Raw genomic sequence first — 18,272 nt, forward strand, 5'->3', positions numbered from 1 at the left:
ACTATGCAGTCAGCATATACGGTTGAAAGTGCTTTAAAGTCAGCAATCGTACAGCTTCAAGAGGGCGATAACACATCGCCCTCGATTGATGCTGCGGTACTGCTTTGCCACGCCTTAGATAAACCAAGATCTTACCTACTGACTTGGCCTGAGAAGCATCTCACTTCAGAACAAGAATCCGAATTTCATACCCTTCTAAAACGTCGCTTAACCGGTGAGCCCGTGGCTTATATTGTTGGTGAACGTGAGTTTTGGTCGCTGCCGTTAAAAGTCTCTCCTTCTACTTTAATCCCACGTCCAGATACGGAACGCTTGGTTGAAGTGGCGTTAGACAAAACGTATGGCAAGCAAGGTGCGATTCTCGATTTAGGAACGGGTACTGGTGCGATCGCTTTGGCATTGGCGTCTGAGATGCCGAACCGACCAGTGACGGGTATTGATCTTCGTCCGGAAGCGCAACAACTTGCGACAGAAAATGCGCGACGCTTGAATATCACCAACGCTACCTTTTTACACGGCAGTTGGTTTGAGCCTTTGAACCTAGCTAACTCTGAAAAAGAAGCGATCAAGTTTTCGTTGATTGTCTCTAACCCGCCATATATTGAGAAGAATGATCCTCACTTGTCTCAAGGTGATGTACGCTTTGAGCCTATTACGGCGTTAGTGGCTGAAGAGAAAGGGCTCGCGGATATTCGATACATCTCTGAAAATGCACGAAGCTTTTTAGAAAACGAAGGTTGGTTAGCGTTTGAACACGGTTACGACCAAGGTTTAGCTGTACGTGAGATTATGCAGGCGCTCGGATATCTCGATGTTGTGACAGAGAAAGATTACGGTGGTAATGACCGAGTGACATTGGGTCGTTACTGTTCATAGGCTGCTGTTAATCATCTTGTGAGCAATAGATGATTAACTTGCTAAATTGATACCTTTAACTCGAAAATACACTTAACTCGATAATGCATTTAACGCAGAAATACAGAGATTTTACGCAGAACTACAGAGCATTAACGGGTATTGTGTGGCTCGTGTTAACGAAAGACATATAAAAATATAAAGGAATACCATGTACGAAGGTCTAAAACATTTTCACCTATTAACGATTGCTATAAGCGCACTGCTTCTTTCGATTCGTTTCGCTCTTATGATGGCTAACTCACCGAAGCTTAAGCATCCTTTCTTACAGCGTTTCCCTCATATCAATGACTCATTGCTGTTGCTTTCGGGTATTGGTTTGATTTTTATCACTGGCTTTATTCCATTTACACCAGCAGCACCATGGTTAACCGAAAAACTAACCTGTGTTATGGCTTATATCGCATTGGGCTTCTTTGCGCTTAAGCTAGGTAAAAACAAGCTACTGAGAGTGTTCTCTTTCTTTGGCGCGCTTGGCTGGTTAGCGATGGCAGGTAAAATTGCAATGACGAAGACACCAACATTTTTCGGTTAATTATCTCCTTATTTCGGTTAACTACCTATGTACGAATTTTTTGATGAAGACTTTGACCAGCTAGAGTTAGCTGAAGGTGCATTGATCTTAAATAAAGCGATTAACCCAGAAACTCAAGACAGTTGGGCAGAACAAGAGTTGGCGAGATTGTTAAAAGACGCCGAGTTTGCTTTGGTTAACGAAACGGATGAACAGCAGAAGTTTGAATCCTTTATTCGACTATTCTTTTATGAGTGGGGTTTTGCTGGGGATAAAGATGCGTATTTTTCTTCGGAAAACGCATTTATCGATAAAGTACTTGAGAGAAAAAAAGGCATTCCAGTGAGTCTTGGTGCGATCTTTCTTTATCTAGGTCGCAAGTTAGGCTTCCCTGTTGAAGGCGTATCTTTCCCAACTCAATTCTTACTTAAAGTGAGTTGGTTCGGGCAAGCTGCTGTATACATTAACCCGTACAACGGCGAGTACGTTGGCGTACAAACTTTACGAGCATGGCTTATCGGGCATGATGGCCCACTAGCTAAGGTGAAGGCTGAACATTTAGAGGTTGCTGACCACCCAACGATCATTGGTAAGTGGCTAGCGTTGCTTAAGAGTGCATTATTGCGAGAAGAGCGTTATACGCTTGCATTGAAGTGTACTGATCTTGCGTTAACGTTTGTGCCGGATGACCCGTATGAAATCCGCGACCGCGGCTTTATTTATCAGCAGCTAGACTGTCATCAGGTCGCTGCTACGGATTATCAATATTTTATCGACCAATGCCCAGATGACCCTGCATCTGAGCTACTAAAATCTCAAGTGAACGTCATGAACGAAAAGACAGTGGTTGTTCACTAATTAATAATTATTTAGAGAGAATATGATGGAACAGAAAACAGTTCACATTGGCAATATGCCAATTGCTAATGACAAGGCATTTACGCTATTTGCAGGTATGAACGTTCTTGAATCTCGCGATCTAGCTATGCAGATCTGTGAGCACTACGTGAAAGTAACAGAGAAGCTGGGTATCCCTTATGTATTTAAGGCGTCTTTCGACAAAGCAAACCGTAGCTCAGTTCACTCATACCGTGGTCCTGGCATGGAAGAAGGTCTTAAAATTTTCCAAGAGCTGAAAGATACCTTTGGCGTGAAGATCATCACTGATATTCACACTGAAGCGCAAGCTCAGCCTGTTGCTGATGTGGTTGATGTAATCCAGCTTCCAGCGTTCCTTGCTCGTCAAACTGATCTTGTTGAAGCAATGGCTAAGACTGGCGCGGTTATCAATGTGAAGAAGCCTCAGTTCATGAGCCCAGATCAAGTGGGTAATATCGTTGATAAGTTTGCTGAGTGTGGCAACGAGAACATCATTCTTTGTGAACGCGGTTCTTGCATGGGTTATGACAACCTAGTAGTTGATATGCTTGGTTTTGGTGTGATGAAGAAATCATCAAACGGTAGCCCAATCATCTTTGATGTGACTCACGCGCTTCAAATGCGTGATCCATCAGGTGCTGCATCTGGCGGTCGTCGTGAGCAAACGGTTGAACTAGCTAAAGCGGGTATTGCGACGGGTATTGCTGGTCTATTTCTTGAGGCTCACCCTAACCCAGATCAAGCACGCTGTGATGGCCCATCGGCGTTACCGCTAGATAAGCTAGAACCGTTCTTGAAGCAGATGAAAGCACTTGATGACCTTATCAAAGGCTTCGAGCACATCGAAATCAAATAGTTTTATCTGATGTTAAGTCACTAGTATTAACTAGAGAATGTTAACTCGTTATTTGATTGTAATAGACAAACGCCCAACTCTTAGAGTTGGGCGTTTTTTAATGGAACATCCGTTTAGTTCACCGAAGCCTCGGCCTATTTGGTCTATGACTAAGCTGTCTGTCTGGCTGTTCACGAACTTGTTTTGCAGTGCGTCAATCTACGATAGGCGATTAAATCCTTGTTAACAGAGCCTCTGATTCCCTAAGAAAGCGCTATAGGTGTGTGAGGTCTGTCCTGTTTGTAGTGAATTACTGATGTTCATCACACTTTATAAGTAAACGATTGCCTGTGATGCAGGGGAAGTTTGAGTGTAATCTCATAATTTTGTTACACTTAACTGTTGATCTATGCGTGACCAATTCGACATAAATATGAAATCGTCGTGTTACATTTAGAATGTTAATTTAAGATTAGTCATGTTGAAGTCTTATTGTTCGAACTCCAGACAAGGAGTCGCAATGGATTATAAAAGCAGTGGATTCCCCTAAAAAGTTCAAAGGTATGACAATGAAGCAACGCCTTATTCTAAAGACAGCACTAAGTGCTGCAATCCTAGCTACTTTAGCTGGATGTGCGTCTCAATCAGCTCATGATTGGAACCAAGACGAAACTTATAAGCTAACTATCCTGCATACGAACGACAACCATGGTCGTTTTTGGCAGAACAAATACGGCGAATACGGCATGTCTGCACGTAAAACGCTTGTTGACCAACTTCGTGCAGAAGTTGAAGCAGAAGGCGGTAGCGTGTTGCTTCTATCTGGCGGTGACATCAACACTGGTGTACCAGAGTCAGACCTTCAGGATGCAGAACCTGATTTTAAAGGTATGAATAAAATTGGTTACGATGCAATGGCATTAGGTAACCACGAGTTCGATAACTCACTAGACGTACTGCAAAAACAGATCGACTGGGCAAACTTCCCAATGCTATCTGCAAACATCTACGACAAAGCGACAGGCGAGCGTAAATTCCAAGCTTACGAGATGTTTGAAAAGCAAGGTATCAAGATTGCTGTTATCGGTCTAACGACTGAAGATACTGCGAAAATTGGTAACCCAGAATTTATTGCTGGTATCGATTTCCGTGACCCTAAAGAAGAAGCGAAGAAACTGATCGCTGAACTTAAAGAAACAGAAAAACCAGATCTAATCTTCGCTGTGACTCATATGGGTCACTACGAAAATGGTCAGCGTGGTGTTAATGCTCCGGGTGATGTAGCACTAGCTCGTTACCTAAATGAAGGCGATCTAGATATGATCGTTGGTGGTCACTCTCAAGAGCCTGTATGTATGGAAGGCCCTAACGTTGCGAAGCAAAACTTCAAGCCGGGTGATGAGTGTAAACCAGACGTTCAAAACGGTACTTACATCGTTCAAGCTCACGAGTGGGGCAAGTACGTAGGCCGTGCTGATTACGAATTCCGTAATGGCGAACTAGAGATGGTGAGCTACGACTTGGTTCCCGTTAACCTTAAGAAGAAAGTTAAGATTGACGGCAAGAAGCAACGCGTTCTTATTCAAGATGAAATCGCACAAGATCCAGAGCTGCTTGAATTCCTACGTCCTTTCCAAGAACAGGGCCAAGCTCAGTTAGAAGTTCAAATCGCTGAGACAAATGGCAAGCTTGAAGGTGACCGTAACGTAGTTCGCTTCCAACAAACTAACCTAGGTCGTTTGATTGCGACTTCTCACATGGAGCGTGCAAAAGCAGACTTCGCTGTGATGAACTCTGGTGGCGTTCGTGACTCAATTGAAGCCGGTGATGTGACGTACAAAGATGTACTGACAGTACAGCCTTTTGCAAACATCCTGACTTACACTGATATGACTGGTAAAGAAGTTCTAGATTACCTAAACGTAGTGGCGACTAAACCTGTTGATTCAGGTGCTTATGCACAGTTTGCAGGTATTTCTATGACTGTCGCTAACGGTGAAGTATCGAATGTCTTCATCGGTGGCAAGCAGCTTCGTTTAGACGAAACATACCGCTTTACGGTACCAAGCTTTAACGCTGCTGGCGGTGACGGTTACCCTAAACTGTCTGATCATCCTGGCTTTGTGAACACAGGTTTTGTTGACGCTGAAGTACTAAAAGAGTACCTAGAAGCAAACAGCCCTGTTGATGTGAACAAGTACGCGCCTTCAGGTCAAATGGTTTACAAGTAATTGAACCTAGTTAATTGAATCACTAGGTGCTAAATTAGATTGACTCTAGCACCATGATAAATTTAACTAAAGCGACGCCTCGGCGTCGCTTTTTGTTTATCTATCGTTTGGATTTGTTATGACCCCTGCAATCAATCTCGCCAAGAAAAAGAAAATCGCTCACAGTGTGCATCAGTATCATCATGATGCGAATAACACGAATTATGGATTAGAGGCTGTCGAAGCGCTTGGTCAAGATCCCAAACGTGTATTCAAAACGCTTTTGTTCAGCTTGAATGGGGTGGCGAAAGATTTGGCGGTTGCCGTTATTCCCGTCGATCAGAAGCTAAATCTAAAGTTTGCAGCAAAAGCAGCGAAAGGTAAAAAAGCAGAGATGGCTGATCCAGATATTGCTCAGAAAACGACAGGTTATGTGGTGGGAGGAATCAGTCCTCTTGGTCAGAAAAAAGCATTGCCTACCTTTGTTCATTCCAGCGCTACCGATTTTGAAACGATATGTGTGAGTGCAGGGAAGAGAGGGTTAGAGATCGAGCTAGACCCGAAAGACTTAGTACTACTTACGCGTGGTCAGTTTGCTGAACTATGCCTGTAGCTTGTGCTTTCCATAACGATACACGTACATGATCATAAATAAAACGCCCGCTAGACTAATCTAGCGGGCGTTTCTTTATCGACAGTCCCGTTTGAAAGGATTCTGACTACTTTTTCAAACCTAAAGTACCACCAACACGTTTCGGTGCAGGCTTGTTCGGTCTGTTTGAATCTTGACTGCGGTTTGTCGGCTTTCCGCTTCTACGTTCGTTATTGTCGCGATCTGTGCGATTGCGATCCGAACGGTTTTTATCTGAATTAGAACGCTCTGAACGAGAGTTTGATTTCCAGTTCTCGGTATTGCCACCGCCACCGCTTTCACCGTTCGATGAGTTACGGCCACGCTTTGAGTTAGGCGCATGACGGAATTCATCCGCATTGTTACCGCGATAAGTGCGAGTACGGTTCTCGTTTTGATTACGGCGCGCTGTTGAAGTTTGGTTCTCTTCACGGCTATCAAAAAGTTTCGCGTCAGTCGCTTTACGAATGCGTTGACCTTTCGCGTTCATTTTTGACGCATCTTCAGTACTTACTGAGCCTTCACACATCGCCAAGATTTCAGTAATCTCTTCGTCGCTCAGGTAGCGCCATTTTCCGTTAGGAATGCCGTCTAATGAGATGTTCATAATACGAACACGGCGAAGCTTAAATACTTCATATCCGAGAGCTTCACACATACGGCGAATCTGACGGTTAAGGCCTTGCGTTAATGTGATGCGAAACGAGAACTTGGTCTCTTTCTCTACCTTACATGGCAAGGTAACAGTATCGAGAATATGAACGCCAGCGCCCATTTGCTTCAAGAACTCAGTCGTAATCGGTTTATCTACACGAACCACGTATTCTTTTTCGTGGTTGTTACCTGCACGTAGGATTTTGTTTACGATATCGCCGTCGTTGGTCAAGAAGATAAGACCATCAGAAGGCTTATCTAGACGACCAATAGGGAATATACGCTTGTGGTGACCTATAAAGTCGACGATGTTGCCTGGAATATCACGCTCAGTAGTACAGGTGATACCTGTTGGTTTATTAAGAGCAATGTAGATCGGCTTTTCTCTTGAACGAACAGGTTTATTGTCGATCTCAACATCATCACCAGGCAAGACTTTAGTACCCATTTCAGGGATCTTACCGTTAATAGTAACTCGGCCAGCATCAATGAGCTTATCGGCTTCGCGGCGTGAGCAAAAACCAGTTTCACTGATGTATTTATTAAGGCGTTTAGCTTGGGATTCTTGTGACATGATATTCTCTTAGCGTTTCACAACGGAAATATAGATAAACAAAAAGCAACCTTTGGATAGTTGCTTTGAGTTGGGATTCGTTAACTGAGGACAATTTTAGCACTTGGTGTGAGTCTAGGCACGAAATATCGCTCTTGATGCAAGGCCGCTATCAGCTTACTTATCTATCTCAACTTATCAACTGCTGCGCTTTTGATGGCGCTCTCTGTTCTCTAGCTTTTTGTCATTACTCTTTCTGAGCATGACATAGACCGCACCTGTACCACCGTGAAATTGCTGAGCAGAATGTACACATTGAACATCGTTAATTTGTGTTAGCCAATTTGCCACGTAGCTTTTCATCATTGCTGGTGGATTCGAACGCTCACCTTTACCGTGGACAATGATAACGGTGCGAACATCCATTCTTAAACACTGACGCAAAAATGAGAGTACTTCGTTACGAGCGTCTTTCAGTGTTTTCCTGTGAAGGTCGAGTTTGGCTTGAATTGGATACTTGCCCAAGCGCAGCTTTTTGTATACGCCTTCTTGTACACCATCTTTCTTATAAGCAATGACATCGTCAGGTTTGATCATTGGAGAGTAGTCTAATGATAAGTAGTCTTTCTCGTCGTCAGACAGCCACATAGCGGCTTCACGCTTAGCAAGGTGAGATTCTGTGACTCGGTGTACTTTCTGGTGTTCGGCGGTGTCATGGTCGATACGTTTAACATCGCCCATCATTTCTTGGAATAGATCTAAGTCGTCATCATGAGACATAGTGTGTATCTCAAGTTGGATAAGGATAGGGTAAGTATACCTAAGTTGAGGCCGGGTTTAAAAATGAAAAAACCGGAGAAGACAATAAGTCGGCTCCGGTGCAAAGCGTTTTTACATCTACCTAAAGAAAATGATACTTAAAAGTAGATGATTTAGGCTGAGCGATTCTAGTGAGGAGATTTTTCAGTCATAACTTTGTAGATGAAGAAGCCTCCATAGAACATCATGAGACCCAGAGCCCCGAATATTACTATCATTGAAGATAGCCCCACCGCATTACCAAATAGGAGTTCTAGCCAAAAGTCCATGTGTATACCTCAAAGTTATATGACACGAGTTAGTGTATTAACTGGTGTTATCAAGTCACTGATCTGGATCAATCCTGTTTCATAAGTTAAATACTTGTTGGTAACTGTGTGTTTTTCGTCACATTGGCATTTCACTTGTACGTCTTTTGTTCGAACGATTCGATATTGTAAAAAAGAGTGAAAAAAGCCCTTGCGGATAAACTCAGAATCCGTATTATACGCTTCATCGACAGGCAATCAGCCAGTTAGATATCTCGGTGAATAGCGCAGCTTGGTAGCGCATCTGGTTTGGGACCAGAGGGTCGGGGGTTCGAATCCCTCTTCACCGACCACATTAAGAAAGCCTGCTCAATGAGCAGGCTTTCGTCGTTTTAGAGCGTAGAAAATAGGATTAGAACCTAAGTGGGGTTCGCCTGATGTTCAAAATAAGATCTTCACTGCCACATTGAAGAAAGCCGTAGCACTCTCGTAATAGAGGGGGCTACGGCTTTTTTGCATTTTGGTATATGCGTCATTCCCTAGAGTGACGAAGGAGCGAGTCGGGAATCTCTTGTTGTTCTAAACATCCCGTATAGAGAAAGGATTGACTCAATAAGCCAGCCGAAAATCTGTTTACTTCACATCACACGTGATGTTCTTGATTGGCGTCTCTGAAGTAACAAAGCAAACATACGCTTCAACAGGGTTATTTCGACCAATTCGAATGTAACCCGCCTGTATTTCATCTTCGTTAAACGTCACCGAGTGAGAGTTACTCGTTTGGCCATCGTAAAAGCTCGCTTCAAATTTTCTATTCATTTGGCTCGCGATACGGTTGCGTGTCGTCGATGTAATGAACGTAATATTGGCGCAGCGCATCGGTGGCTTCTCAGTGATCAGAAACTGGCCGCTTTCTTTATCTAACACACCGCCTTTTGTATCCGGTTGAATGTCTATCGCCTGAAACTGTTCGATGGTACAAGTTTCTTTAGCCGTCACTACCGTAGGCGTGAGGATCGCTAGGGCTAAAGGTAAAGCAAAGAGTACTAGTTTCATGAGAACAACACCGTATATAAAAAGAGCGAAAGATAATAACACCGTTATGGTGCGATTAAGTGTAATGATTCAGTTATTAGGTAATGGTTATATTATGAGAAGGTCGTGGTATCGAATTTAGTTAGTTGTCGTCACTAGTCTCAAATTGACACCGGGTCTGTTGGCTTTGTGATTGTTGAGTGACATTGAAACCTTTCTCTTCTAACAACTGCAATAAGTTACCTTCTCCTATTAGGTGCAAGGCGCCAACCACAATTAAGTAGCTCTCTTTCGAGTCAAGTTTCCAATCATTGGCGGATAGTTTGTTTGCCCAGTCTATATTGCGATCGGTTAAAAATGCTTTCTCTAGTTCAGGTGACATCTCAGATAGCTTCGCAAACTCTTCAAGCTTCGCTACATCACCCGCTTTCCAGCTCTCAATTAGGCAATGAACCACACGATCAGTTTGGTCAAACTCTTCAAGGCTACTGACTAACCACTCCTTACCGTCGTCCTTTTGTTTTGTCATCAGGTCTATTTGGAATTGAAGCGGTTCTAAGCTGACAACTGGAACATCTTGGATAGTCGCTTTGTAAGCTAGCGTCGCATCAACGCCGCCGGCGGAACCATAACCAAGTTTCTTCAACTGCTGCATCTGTATCGATAGAGAGGTTGCCCAAGGCGGTGAGCTAAGTAGCTGCGGAGTTGGCATATCTAGAGAGTTTGAGATGCTCGTTAATAATTGTTTTTGTTGTTTGTTTAATACATCACCCGTGGTCACTGTGGTCGTGGGATACACCACGCCCTCTGTCTTTCTTATATCCGTTTCGATAACTAAGCCATCACTGTTTTTTAGCGCGTCGGTGATTGCCGAAGGAAGTGGGTACATACTTTTATCCCCAACGTGCACAGAACCTAAGATAGTAAGCGTCAGATCATCCTTTTTGGCTTGCCAATAAAGAGGTTCGGCCACAGCATGTTTGGCTGAAAATGCGAGAACGAATAAAGTTACGTACCAAAATGTGCGCAAGGAAAGCTCCTATTAAAAGATATGAACTCGTTAAAATTGATTTTGACGGCGTTTTTTAACGGTTTTTTTTGAGAACGATGTCACGTTGTTTGTACGAAAAGTATAACAACACGAACAAACTCTTAAACCTTTCTCCCTACCAACAACACGATTTTATGAAATCCTTTAAAAAGATTGTGATTCAATTCTCAGTTTTTACGTCAAAATAAAAATGACGGAAGTGCCGTAGGTTGTAACTTTATGATTTTAATATAGTTAATTTTATCAGTGTTTTTGAGATTTGAAGCCGATCACTTTATTAACCTGATTTAATTCACGGCAAAAAATAAGCCCATATAGTTTATCTAACTTTCGAAGCGCTCCACTTTGCTTCTGACTCAATTTTAAATTTATGGGTGAATACGATGTTGAAGAGAAACTTACTATCTGTAGCGGTACTGGCTGGTTTGACGGGTTGTGCTGTAACGCAAGCACCTGAGCAACAGGTGGTTAATGCACTGGCTGATAACCTTGATGTGCAATATGAAATTCTAACCAATCACGGTGCGAATGAAGGCATGGCTTGTCAGGACCTAGGTGCTGAGTGGGCGTCATGTAATAAAGTGAACATGACCCTGACCAATGACGGTGAAGCGATTGATTCGAAAGATTGGACTATCTACTTCCATAGTATTCGCCTTATTTTAGATGTTGATAACGAACAATTTAAAATCACTCGTGTAACGGGTGACCTACACAAACTAGAACCTACAGATAAGTTCGATGGTTTTGCCGCTGGTGAAGAAGTGATTCTTCCGTTAACGAGTGAGTACTGGCAACTGTTTGAAACTGACTTTATGCCGGGTGCATTCGTAACTGCGCCAAACGCAGAACCTAAGATGATTGCTTCATTGAATACTGAAGATGTCGCGTCGTTCGTAACAGGTTTGGAAGGAAACAACCTTAAGCGTACACCTGATGACAACAATGTCATGGCGACTGCGGTTACGCGTTTCGAAAAGAATGCGGATCTAGCAACGCAAGACGTTTCAACAACGCTTTTACCAACCCCAATGTCGGTAGAAGCGGGGGAAGGTTCAGTGAGTATTGCTGGTGGTATTGCCCTACCTAAAGAGGCATTCGATGCTGAGCAGTTCGCTGCAATTGAAGAACGTGCAGATGTGGTAAACGTAGATGTGAGTGGCGACCTACCTGTTAGTGTTGCCGTTGTTCCTACTCAGTTTACGGGTGATTTAGCAAAATCTGGCGCTTATGAACTAAGCATCTCGGAAGAGGGGATTGCGATTAAAGCGTTTGATAAAACAGGTGCTTTCTACGCAGTTCAGTCTATTTTTGGCCTAATAGACAGTCAGAACGCTGAATCACTACCACAACTGTCGATCAAAGATGCACCACGCTTTGATTACCGTGGTGTGATGGTGGATGTTGCTCGAAACTTCCACTCAAAAGGTGCCATCCTAGCGACGCTAGATCAAATGGCTGCATACAAGATGAATAAACTTCACCTTCACTTAACTGATGATGAAGGTTGGCGTTTAGAAATCCCAGGTTTACCAGAGCTAACGGATGTAGGGTCTAATCGTTGTTTTGATTTGGAAGAGCAAAGCTGTTTACTGCCTCAGCTAGGTTCAGGTCCAACAACAGACAACTTTGGCTCTGGTTTCTTTAGTAAAGCGGATTACGTCGAGATCTTAAGCTACGCAAAAGCGCGCAGCATCGAAGTAATTCCAGAAATTGATATGCCAGCACACGCTCGTTCTGCTGTGGTATCAATGGAAGCGCGTTACACTCGCCTAATGGCGGAAGGCAAAGAAGTTGAAGCAAGTGAATATCGCTTGATGGATCCACAAGATACTTCAAACGTGACGACTATTCAGTTCTACGATAAGCACAGCTTCATCAACCCATGTATGGAATCATCGACTCGCTTTGTTGATAAAGTGATTACTGAAATTGCAGCAATGCACAATGAAGCGGGTATGCCGCTAACGACTTGGCACTTTGGTGGTGATGAAGCGAAAAACATCAAGCTAGGCGCAGGATTTCAAGATGTTGATGCTCAAGACAAAGTGGCATGGAAAGGTAACATTGAGCTAGACAAGCAAGACAAGCCATTCCAACAGTCTCCACAATGTCAGTCTTTGATTGCTGATGGTTCAGTGAGTGATTTTGGTCACCTGCCTGGCTACTTTGCAAAAGAAGTATCAAAAATTGTTGCAGACAAAGGCATTCCTCACTTCCAAGCTTGGCAAGATGGCTTGAAGTATGTGGAAGAGGGGGAATCTGGCTTCGCTACTGAAACGACTCGCGTTAACTTCTGGGACGTTCTTTACTGGGGCGGCACTTCATCAGTGTACGATTGGTCAGCGAAAGGTTATGACGTGATTGTCTCTAACCCAGATTACGTATACATGGATATGCCATATGAAGTAGATGCCGCAGAGCGTGGTTACTACTGGGCAACGCGTGCAACGGATACTCGTAAGATGTTTGGCTTCGCACCAGAAAACATGCCACAAAACGCGGAAACATCATTGGACCGTGACGGCAATGGCTTTTCTGGTAAAGGCGAGATTGAAGCAAAACCTTTCTACGGTTTGTCGGCGCAACTTTGGTCTGAAACCGTACGTACTGACGAGCAGTATGAATACATGGTATTCCCACGAGTTCTTGCAGCAGCAGAGCGCGCATGGCACAGAGCGGATTGGGAAAACGACTACAAAGTGGGCGTTGAGTACTCTCAAGATACTGACTTAGTAAATAAGCAGTCTTTAAACAACGACTTTAATCGCTTCGCGAATATTGTTGGTCAACGTGAACTGGCTAAGCTTGAGAAAGCGGGTATTGATTACCGACTACCAGTTCCGGGGGCAAAAGTTGTTGATGGCAAGCTAGCGATGAACGTTCAATTCCCTGGCGTAGAGCTTCAATACTCAGCGGATGGTGAAAACTGGTTAACGTATGATGAGCAGCAACGTCCATCGGTTTCTGGCGAAACTTACATCCGCTCTATCTCTGAAAGTGGCGAGAAAGTAAGTCGAGTGACTTCGGTGAAATAATCGATAAGCAACATTAATAGATGAGCTCCCTAGCTATTATCTTACTCAGATAAAAGTGGGAGCTTTTTTTTCGTCCAAACTAAGTTCAGTACATTCCTTAAACTGAAACATATAGAAATAGCCTTTGTTTATAACGTCAACAATGCACATAAGGTGAGCTTCATCGCAAAAGTGACGCACTTCTCATTCTTCTCTTCAAAAAATAAGTCCGCCATAAAAAACTATAAATCAGGTGTGATTGAAACAACTGAATCTAATTTTATGCCGTGAAATAACGTGATCTTGATCCGTTTTGATTATTGGGTTTCTTTTTTTATCTATTTTTATGTTTTTAAGTTGTTGATTTGTTTGAGTTAAATAACTTTCCTTTTTTTGATGGTGAGAGAGATCACTCTGTTTGTCCTTTTATTTTGAAACGTAAATTAAATCGAGCAAGATAGATTTCATGCCAGGGAGGCTACCAATTACTCAAGCGGCGAAGGTGAATGATATACCGAAGATATGTCGCTGAAAAATTTAAACTAAGGCAGTTTACTATGAAAAAAATTATCGCTCTAAGTGCACTTTCTCTTGCTTTCGCTTCTAGTGCTTTCGCTGGTTCTTCTTACGTTACAGGTAATATCCAATTTCACGACGATGGCCGTATCCACGGTTCTGATATGACTTCGACTCTAGAAGCTGGCCACACGTTTGACAACTCTCTAGGCGGTTTAACTGTTTACACTGAGTTTGATGGCATCCAACTTGGCGACCTTGAAGGTTTAACTGCTGCTGAAACTGGTGGCGACGCAACAACTGGTCAAGCAAATGCATTCATCACTGTTGGTGGTGAGCAAGCTTTCAATATCACTGACAACCTATGGGTTGCAGCGGGTTACCAACATGTCTTCTCTGCTGGCGAGAGCATTCAGTTCCGTCCACTGGTTAAAATTGGTTACAACTTCGACAACGGTATCTCTATTAGTAACCGTACTCGTGCACACATCGATGACACTTCTGCAGATGCTGACACTGATTACCGCATGGATAACCGCATTGCTTACTCTGTAAACGAAGACCTAGCGCTTAGCTACAACAACGTATACATGATTGATGCTGAAGCTATGGATCACGAGCTTCGTGCAACATGGACTCGTCAAGGTGTTCAACCTTACTTCGAATTCCGTAGCCAAGCTAACGGAGTTGATTTCGCGAACGGCGCGTCTAAAACAAACAACGCATTCGTATTCGGTGCATCTTACGGCTTCTAAGCTGATTCACTTGGCTGCTTAATCGATTAGATTATTAGCCAAGTGAGTTTCTTCGCTAATTAGCTTTTTTGTTAAATAGAGTGTTTGCTAACTAGCGACGAAAACATAGCGGTACTAACAGCCCGGTTGGTGCCGCGATAAGATTTGCTTTACTGTCCAAAAGCAAAGAGCCTAGCAAGTAAACCACAGTCTTGGGTTTTCTTAATGCTAGGCTCTATTTTTATGAGTGATTTTTATTGCTTGGCGTCGGTCTTTTACGTTCTATTTTCCGCTGTAATGACGGTATTCAAATACCTGACCTTCCTTGTTAAACGCATACACAGAATATTCGTCTTTCTTATCGCCATATTCCATGCCTGGAGAGCCCATTGGCATGCCTGGTACCGCCAAGCCAATCGCATTGCGTGGTGGGTTTGCTAGAAAGGCTTTCACGTCCTCTGCTGGAATGTGTCCTTCGAATACGTACCCGTCGATCTCTGCTGTATGGCAAGAGGCTAGCTTTTGCGTTATTCCTAATTTCTGCTTGATCGGGTTCATGTCATCGTGGAGTTTCTCTGTCACATTGAATCCGGCGTCTTGCATATGCTCTGTCCATTCTGAGCAGCAGCCGCAGTATGGGGATTTATGATTTAAAACATCAGTAGCGAGAGCTTGCCCTGAAATTGCAGCGAGTGCTGTAAGAGTCATAATTTTACGAATCATGGTGAACCTCATGAATATGGTTTTTGTTGATATTGGAATGAGTGGGCTTGAACAGTCTTAGCCTGTTGGCATTGCTTACAACCGTAATCGAAGACATCGCCATCGCAGCGCCTGCAACCACCGGGCTAAGCAGAAACCCGAAAAATGGGTAGAGCACACCTGCCGCAATAGGGATGCCTAGCGAGTTATAGATGAAGGCGCCAAATAAATTTTGTTTCATGTTTCTCACGGTCGCTTGGGATAGCTCGATCGCATTGCTCACCGAGAGTGGCGACGAGTTGAGCAGCGTCATTTGCGCACTTTCGATCGCGACGTCACTGCCACTGCCCATTGCTATTCCTATATCCGCTTGAGCCAGAGCTGGCGCGTCGTTAATGCCGTCTCCGACCATGGCAACACTCTTATATTGCTGTTGTAGCTGAACAATCTGTTGCGCTTTCTGCTCTGGCAGTACTTCTGAAATCACTTCATCGATACAGACGCTTTTACCTATCGCTTGAGCCACAGAGTCGTTGTCGCCCGTTAATAGCACAGTGTGAATTCCGGCGGATTTTAGTTGAGCTATCGCCTGTTTGCTATCTATTTTTAACGCGTCTGAAATACCGAAGATGCCTTCCAGTTTTTGGTCGATTACAACGAAGATGGGTGTCCATGCTTGTGTACGACAAAGCTCGATAAAGTCTGCGCCAATGTCTGTATTGATGCCGAGTTGGGTGAGGTACTTAAGTGAGCCTACTTGAACGTTTTTGCCGTTAATTATTGCCTGTACTCCAAGCCCTCGTTGGTTTTCGAATTCGCTGTGGGGTAGTGCTGAAACTTGTAAGCTCTCAGCATATTGGCAAACGGCTTTCGCTAGCGGGTGTTCTGACCCTACCTCTACCGAATAGGCATAAGCCAACAGTTCTTGTTCTGATAAGTCGTCATAAAAGGCTTGCTGAACGGTTGGCTTACCTTGAGTTAGGGTGCCGGTTTTATCAAACACAACAGCATCGATCTTGCTGGCAGACTGCAATACATCCGCATCTTTAATAAGAACGCCAAACTCAGCCGCTTTACCTACGCCGACAGTAATTGAGAGTGGTGTGGCTAGGCCTAATGCACATGGACAAGCGATGATCAGCACTGTGGTTGATACCACGAGCATGTAACTGGCACTCGGTTGTGGGCCAACAAAAAACCAAACTAAGGCAGCAGTTGCTGCGATCGCGACCACAACAGGGACGAAAACGGCAGAGATAGAGTCTGCAAGCTTGGCGATTGCTGGTTTACTGCTTTGTGCTTGGCGTACCATTTGAATGATTCGAGCCAGCATGGTGCTTGAGCCAATCCCTGTCGCCTCAATAATTAAGCTACCATCGCCATTAATGGTACCAGCAGAAACGCCATCATTAATTGATTTAACGTTGGGAAGTGGTTCACCGGTCAACATCGATTCATTGATATAAGATTCGCCAGATACCACGACACCATCGACAGGGACTTTTTCTCCTGGCTTCACTCGAACTTGCATGCCGACCTGAATCGCTTCTATGGCGATGGTTTGTTCTTTGCCATCGACGATAACCACCGCTTTTTGAGGCTGTAAATTAATCAGTGCTTGCAAAGATTTGGTGGTGCGTGCCTTGGCTTTGGCTTCGATGTAGTGACCCAAAGAGATAAGGCCGACAATCATTGCGCTCGCTTCAAAATAGACATGGCGTGATGGTTCTGGGAACCATGATGGAATCAGCACAACCAGCATTGAATAGAACCATGCCGCGCCTGTACCTAGAGCGACCAAGGTATCCATGGTTGCACGCTTGTGCATCAGTGATTGCCAAGCGTTAGTAAAGAAGCTGCGTCCTGAGGTCGCAAGCAGTACCAAACAGACAACACCTATTAAGCCCCAAGCCAATTGGTCGTTAAATGTAGCAATAGTCATGCTGCCACCAAACAGACCCCACGCCATCAGCGGAGCACCGATAAGTAGCGCGCTTACTGAATTCTTTAGGAAAGCTTTTTGGGTACGAAGTTGTTGCTCTTGCTGTTTTTGTTGTTGAGTTGCCGCGTCATCAACGAACTCGGCACCGTAACCTGCGTTTTTTACCGATTCTATTAGCGCGCTCTCGATGACGTCACGTGTTTCAGATGTGAAGACCAAGGCTGTCTGTTCAGCGAGGTTGATCTGAGCTTGGTCGACGAACTCATTCTTTTTCAGTGCTTTCTCTACCGAAGAAACACAACTCGCACACGTCATTCCCTCAAGAACAAGGTGATAGGTATATTGGCTAGCAGCAGGTTTAGCTTGTTTCGGTTCCACGGGCACTGTTTTTTTATCGTCTTCTGAATCTGAATTAGATAAAGGCTCATTAATTTCAGAGTAAGGAGTCGCGTGATAACCCACACTTTCGATTAGCTCAATAAGCTCGGATTCTGAAAGCAGAGTAACCAACGACAATTCATGTTTGCTGACTTCTAGGTCTGAGATTAGCTCGGTCTGCTCAAGCGCTTGAGTCAATTTACTCACGCACTTACCACAGCTGAGCCCTGATAATGAAAGATGCAGCGAGTTACCCATGGAATAACCAAGGGTCGCTAACTGTTGGTTGAGTTGAACGTAACTAAAAGGAGTAGAAATATCGATGTAGGTCGGCGATATGTCGTTGATCTTCGTATTATCGAGATCGTCAAACAATGTGCGGACCTTCTCAGCACACCCCATGCAATTTAGGCCGTTGAGCACAGCTGTGTAATGGTTCATATCGATACTCCAATTTTCATCTAGCCCTAACATAAACCTTCCCGTAAGGGTAAGGTCAAACATAAATTCAAGAATTTGATATTTGCTGGAATATTGAGTGATGGAATAGATGAGGTTTATCGTGCGCGTGGCGAGAATTTGCCTTTTTAGAGTATTTGGTATGTGCTTAAGCTATTGGTTTTCTCCTTCTTCGATGGC

The 18,272-nt window shown here is 43.9% G+C and carries 15 protein-coding genes and 1 tRNA gene; 9 read left to right on the top strand and 7 right to left on the bottom strand.

Annotated elements, in window-relative coordinates; genetic code table 11:
- The first annotated feature begins 3 nt into the window (after positions 1-3).
- The 6 genes from prmC to ybaK all read left to right on the top strand — a co-directional run bounded on the left by prmC (position 4) and on the right by ybaK (position 5,966).
- A complete protein-coding gene (prmC, locus tag OCV30_RS04070; RefSeq protein ID WP_065678566.1) occupies positions 4-876 on the top strand; it encodes a peptide chain release factor N(5)-glutamine methyltransferase in 873 nt (290 codons plus the stop codon).
- Positions 877-1,066: 190 nt separating this feature from the next.
- Positions 1,067-1,450, top strand: a complete 384-nt coding sequence (locus tag OCV30_RS04075) for a SirB2 family protein (RefSeq protein WP_009848726.1) — start codon at positions 1,067-1,069, stop codon at positions 1,448-1,450.
- 27 nt (positions 1,451-1,477) lie between these two features.
- Positions 1,478-2,287, top strand: coding sequence for a SirB1 family protein (locus OCV30_RS04080; protein WP_009848725.1), 810 nt, complete (start codon positions 1,478-1,480; stop codon positions 2,285-2,287).
- A 22-nt stretch (positions 2,288-2,309) separates the two neighbouring features.
- Positions 2,310-3,164 carry a 3-deoxy-8-phosphooctulonate synthase gene (gene kdsA, locus OCV30_RS04085; RefSeq protein WP_141678277.1) on the top strand — a complete coding sequence of 285 codons (855 nt, stop codon included), beginning with the start codon at positions 2,310-2,312 and terminating at the stop codon, positions 3,162-3,164.
- 548 nt (positions 3,165-3,712) lie between these two features.
- Complete coding sequence (ushA, locus tag OCV30_RS04090) at positions 3,713-5,374, top strand: bifunctional UDP-sugar hydrolase/5'-nucleotidase UshA (protein WP_041472750.1); 1,662 nt, start codon at positions 3,713-3,715, stop codon at positions 5,372-5,374.
- A gap of 118 nt (positions 5,375-5,492) precedes the next feature.
- Positions 5,493-5,966: a Cys-tRNA(Pro) deacylase gene (gene ybaK / locus OCV30_RS04095; protein ID WP_009848722.1), complete on the top strand. Its 474-nt coding sequence runs from the start codon at positions 5,493-5,495 to the stop codon at positions 5,964-5,966.
- A 106-nt stretch (positions 5,967-6,072) separates the two neighbouring features.
- Here the strand turns inward: ybaK and rluF are convergent, their stop codons facing one another.
- The 3 genes from rluF to OCV30_RS04110 form a co-directional block, all read right to left on the bottom strand.
- The gene (gene rluF / locus OCV30_RS04100; protein ID WP_065678568.1) at positions 6,073-7,212 is read right to left on the bottom strand and encodes a 23S rRNA pseudouridine(2604) synthase RluF; all 1,140 of its coding nucleotides are present in this window, start codon (positions 7,210-7,212) and stop codon (positions 6,073-6,075) included.
- Positions 7,213-7,389: 177 nt separating this feature from the next.
- Positions 7,390-7,971 (bottom strand): DNA endonuclease SmrA, encoded by a 582-nt coding sequence (gene smrA, locus OCV30_RS04105; RefSeq protein ID WP_009848720.1) that lies wholly within the window; start codon positions 7,969-7,971, stop codon positions 7,390-7,392.
- A 167-nt stretch (positions 7,972-8,138) separates the two neighbouring features.
- The gene (locus OCV30_RS04110) at positions 8,139-8,279 is read right to left on the bottom strand and encodes a DUF3149 domain-containing protein (RefSeq protein WP_004736246.1); all 141 of its coding nucleotides are present in this window, start codon (positions 8,277-8,279) and stop codon (positions 8,139-8,141) included.
- A 255-nt stretch (positions 8,280-8,534) separates the two neighbouring features.
- Here OCV30_RS04110 and OCV30_RS04115 point away from each other — a divergent pair.
- A tRNA-Pro gene (locus tag OCV30_RS04115) sits at positions 8,535-8,611 on the top strand.
- Positions 8,612-8,891: 280 nt separating this feature from the next.
- Here OCV30_RS04115 and OCV30_RS04120 read toward each other — a convergent pair.
- Together OCV30_RS04120 and OCV30_RS04125 are read right to left on the bottom strand one after the other, a co-directional pair.
- Positions 8,892-9,314 carry a hypothetical protein gene (locus OCV30_RS04120; protein WP_017099139.1) on the bottom strand — a complete coding sequence of 141 codons (423 nt, stop codon included), beginning with the start codon at positions 9,312-9,314 and terminating at the stop codon, positions 8,892-8,894.
- A 121-nt stretch (positions 9,315-9,435) separates the two neighbouring features.
- A complete protein-coding gene (locus OCV30_RS04125) occupies positions 9,436-10,323 on the bottom strand; it encodes a TraB/GumN family protein (RefSeq protein WP_065678569.1) in 888 nt (295 codons plus the stop codon).
- A gap of 404 nt (positions 10,324-10,727) precedes the next feature.
- On the opposite strand from OCV30_RS04125, the gene OCV30_RS04130 reads away from it, so the two are divergent.
- Together OCV30_RS04130 and OCV30_RS04135 are read left to right on the top strand one after the other, a co-directional pair.
- The gene (locus OCV30_RS04130; protein ID WP_065678570.1) at positions 10,728-13,382 is read left to right on the top strand and encodes a beta-N-acetylhexosaminidase; all 2,655 of its coding nucleotides are present in this window, start codon (positions 10,728-10,730) and stop codon (positions 13,380-13,382) included.
- Positions 13,383-13,918: 536 nt separating this feature from the next.
- Entirely contained in the window at positions 13,919-14,632 is a 714-nt protein-coding gene (locus tag OCV30_RS04135) for an oligogalacturonate-specific porin KdgM family protein (protein ID WP_009848608.1), read from the top strand.
- A gap of 261 nt (positions 14,633-14,893) precedes the next feature.
- Here the strand turns inward: OCV30_RS04135 and OCV30_RS04140 are convergent, their stop codons facing one another.
- Together OCV30_RS04140 and OCV30_RS04145 are read right to left on the bottom strand one after the other, a co-directional pair.
- Positions 14,894-15,334, bottom strand: coding sequence for a DUF411 domain-containing protein (locus tag OCV30_RS04140; RefSeq protein ID WP_065678571.1), 441 nt, complete (start codon positions 15,332-15,334; stop codon positions 14,894-14,896).
- Complete coding sequence (locus tag OCV30_RS04145) at positions 15,324-18,107, bottom strand: copper-translocating P-type ATPase (RefSeq protein ID WP_065678572.1); 2,784 nt, start codon at positions 18,105-18,107, stop codon at positions 15,324-15,326. The genes OCV30_RS04140 and OCV30_RS04145 overlap by 11 nt, the downstream gene beginning before the upstream one ends.
- Positions 18,108-18,272 lie beyond the last annotated feature (165 nt).

The sequence above is a fragment of the Vibrio atlanticus genome (genome assembly GCF_024347315.1).
GTDB classification, from domain to species: domain Bacteria; phylum Pseudomonadota; class Gammaproteobacteria; order Enterobacterales; family Vibrionaceae; genus Vibrio; species Vibrio atlanticus.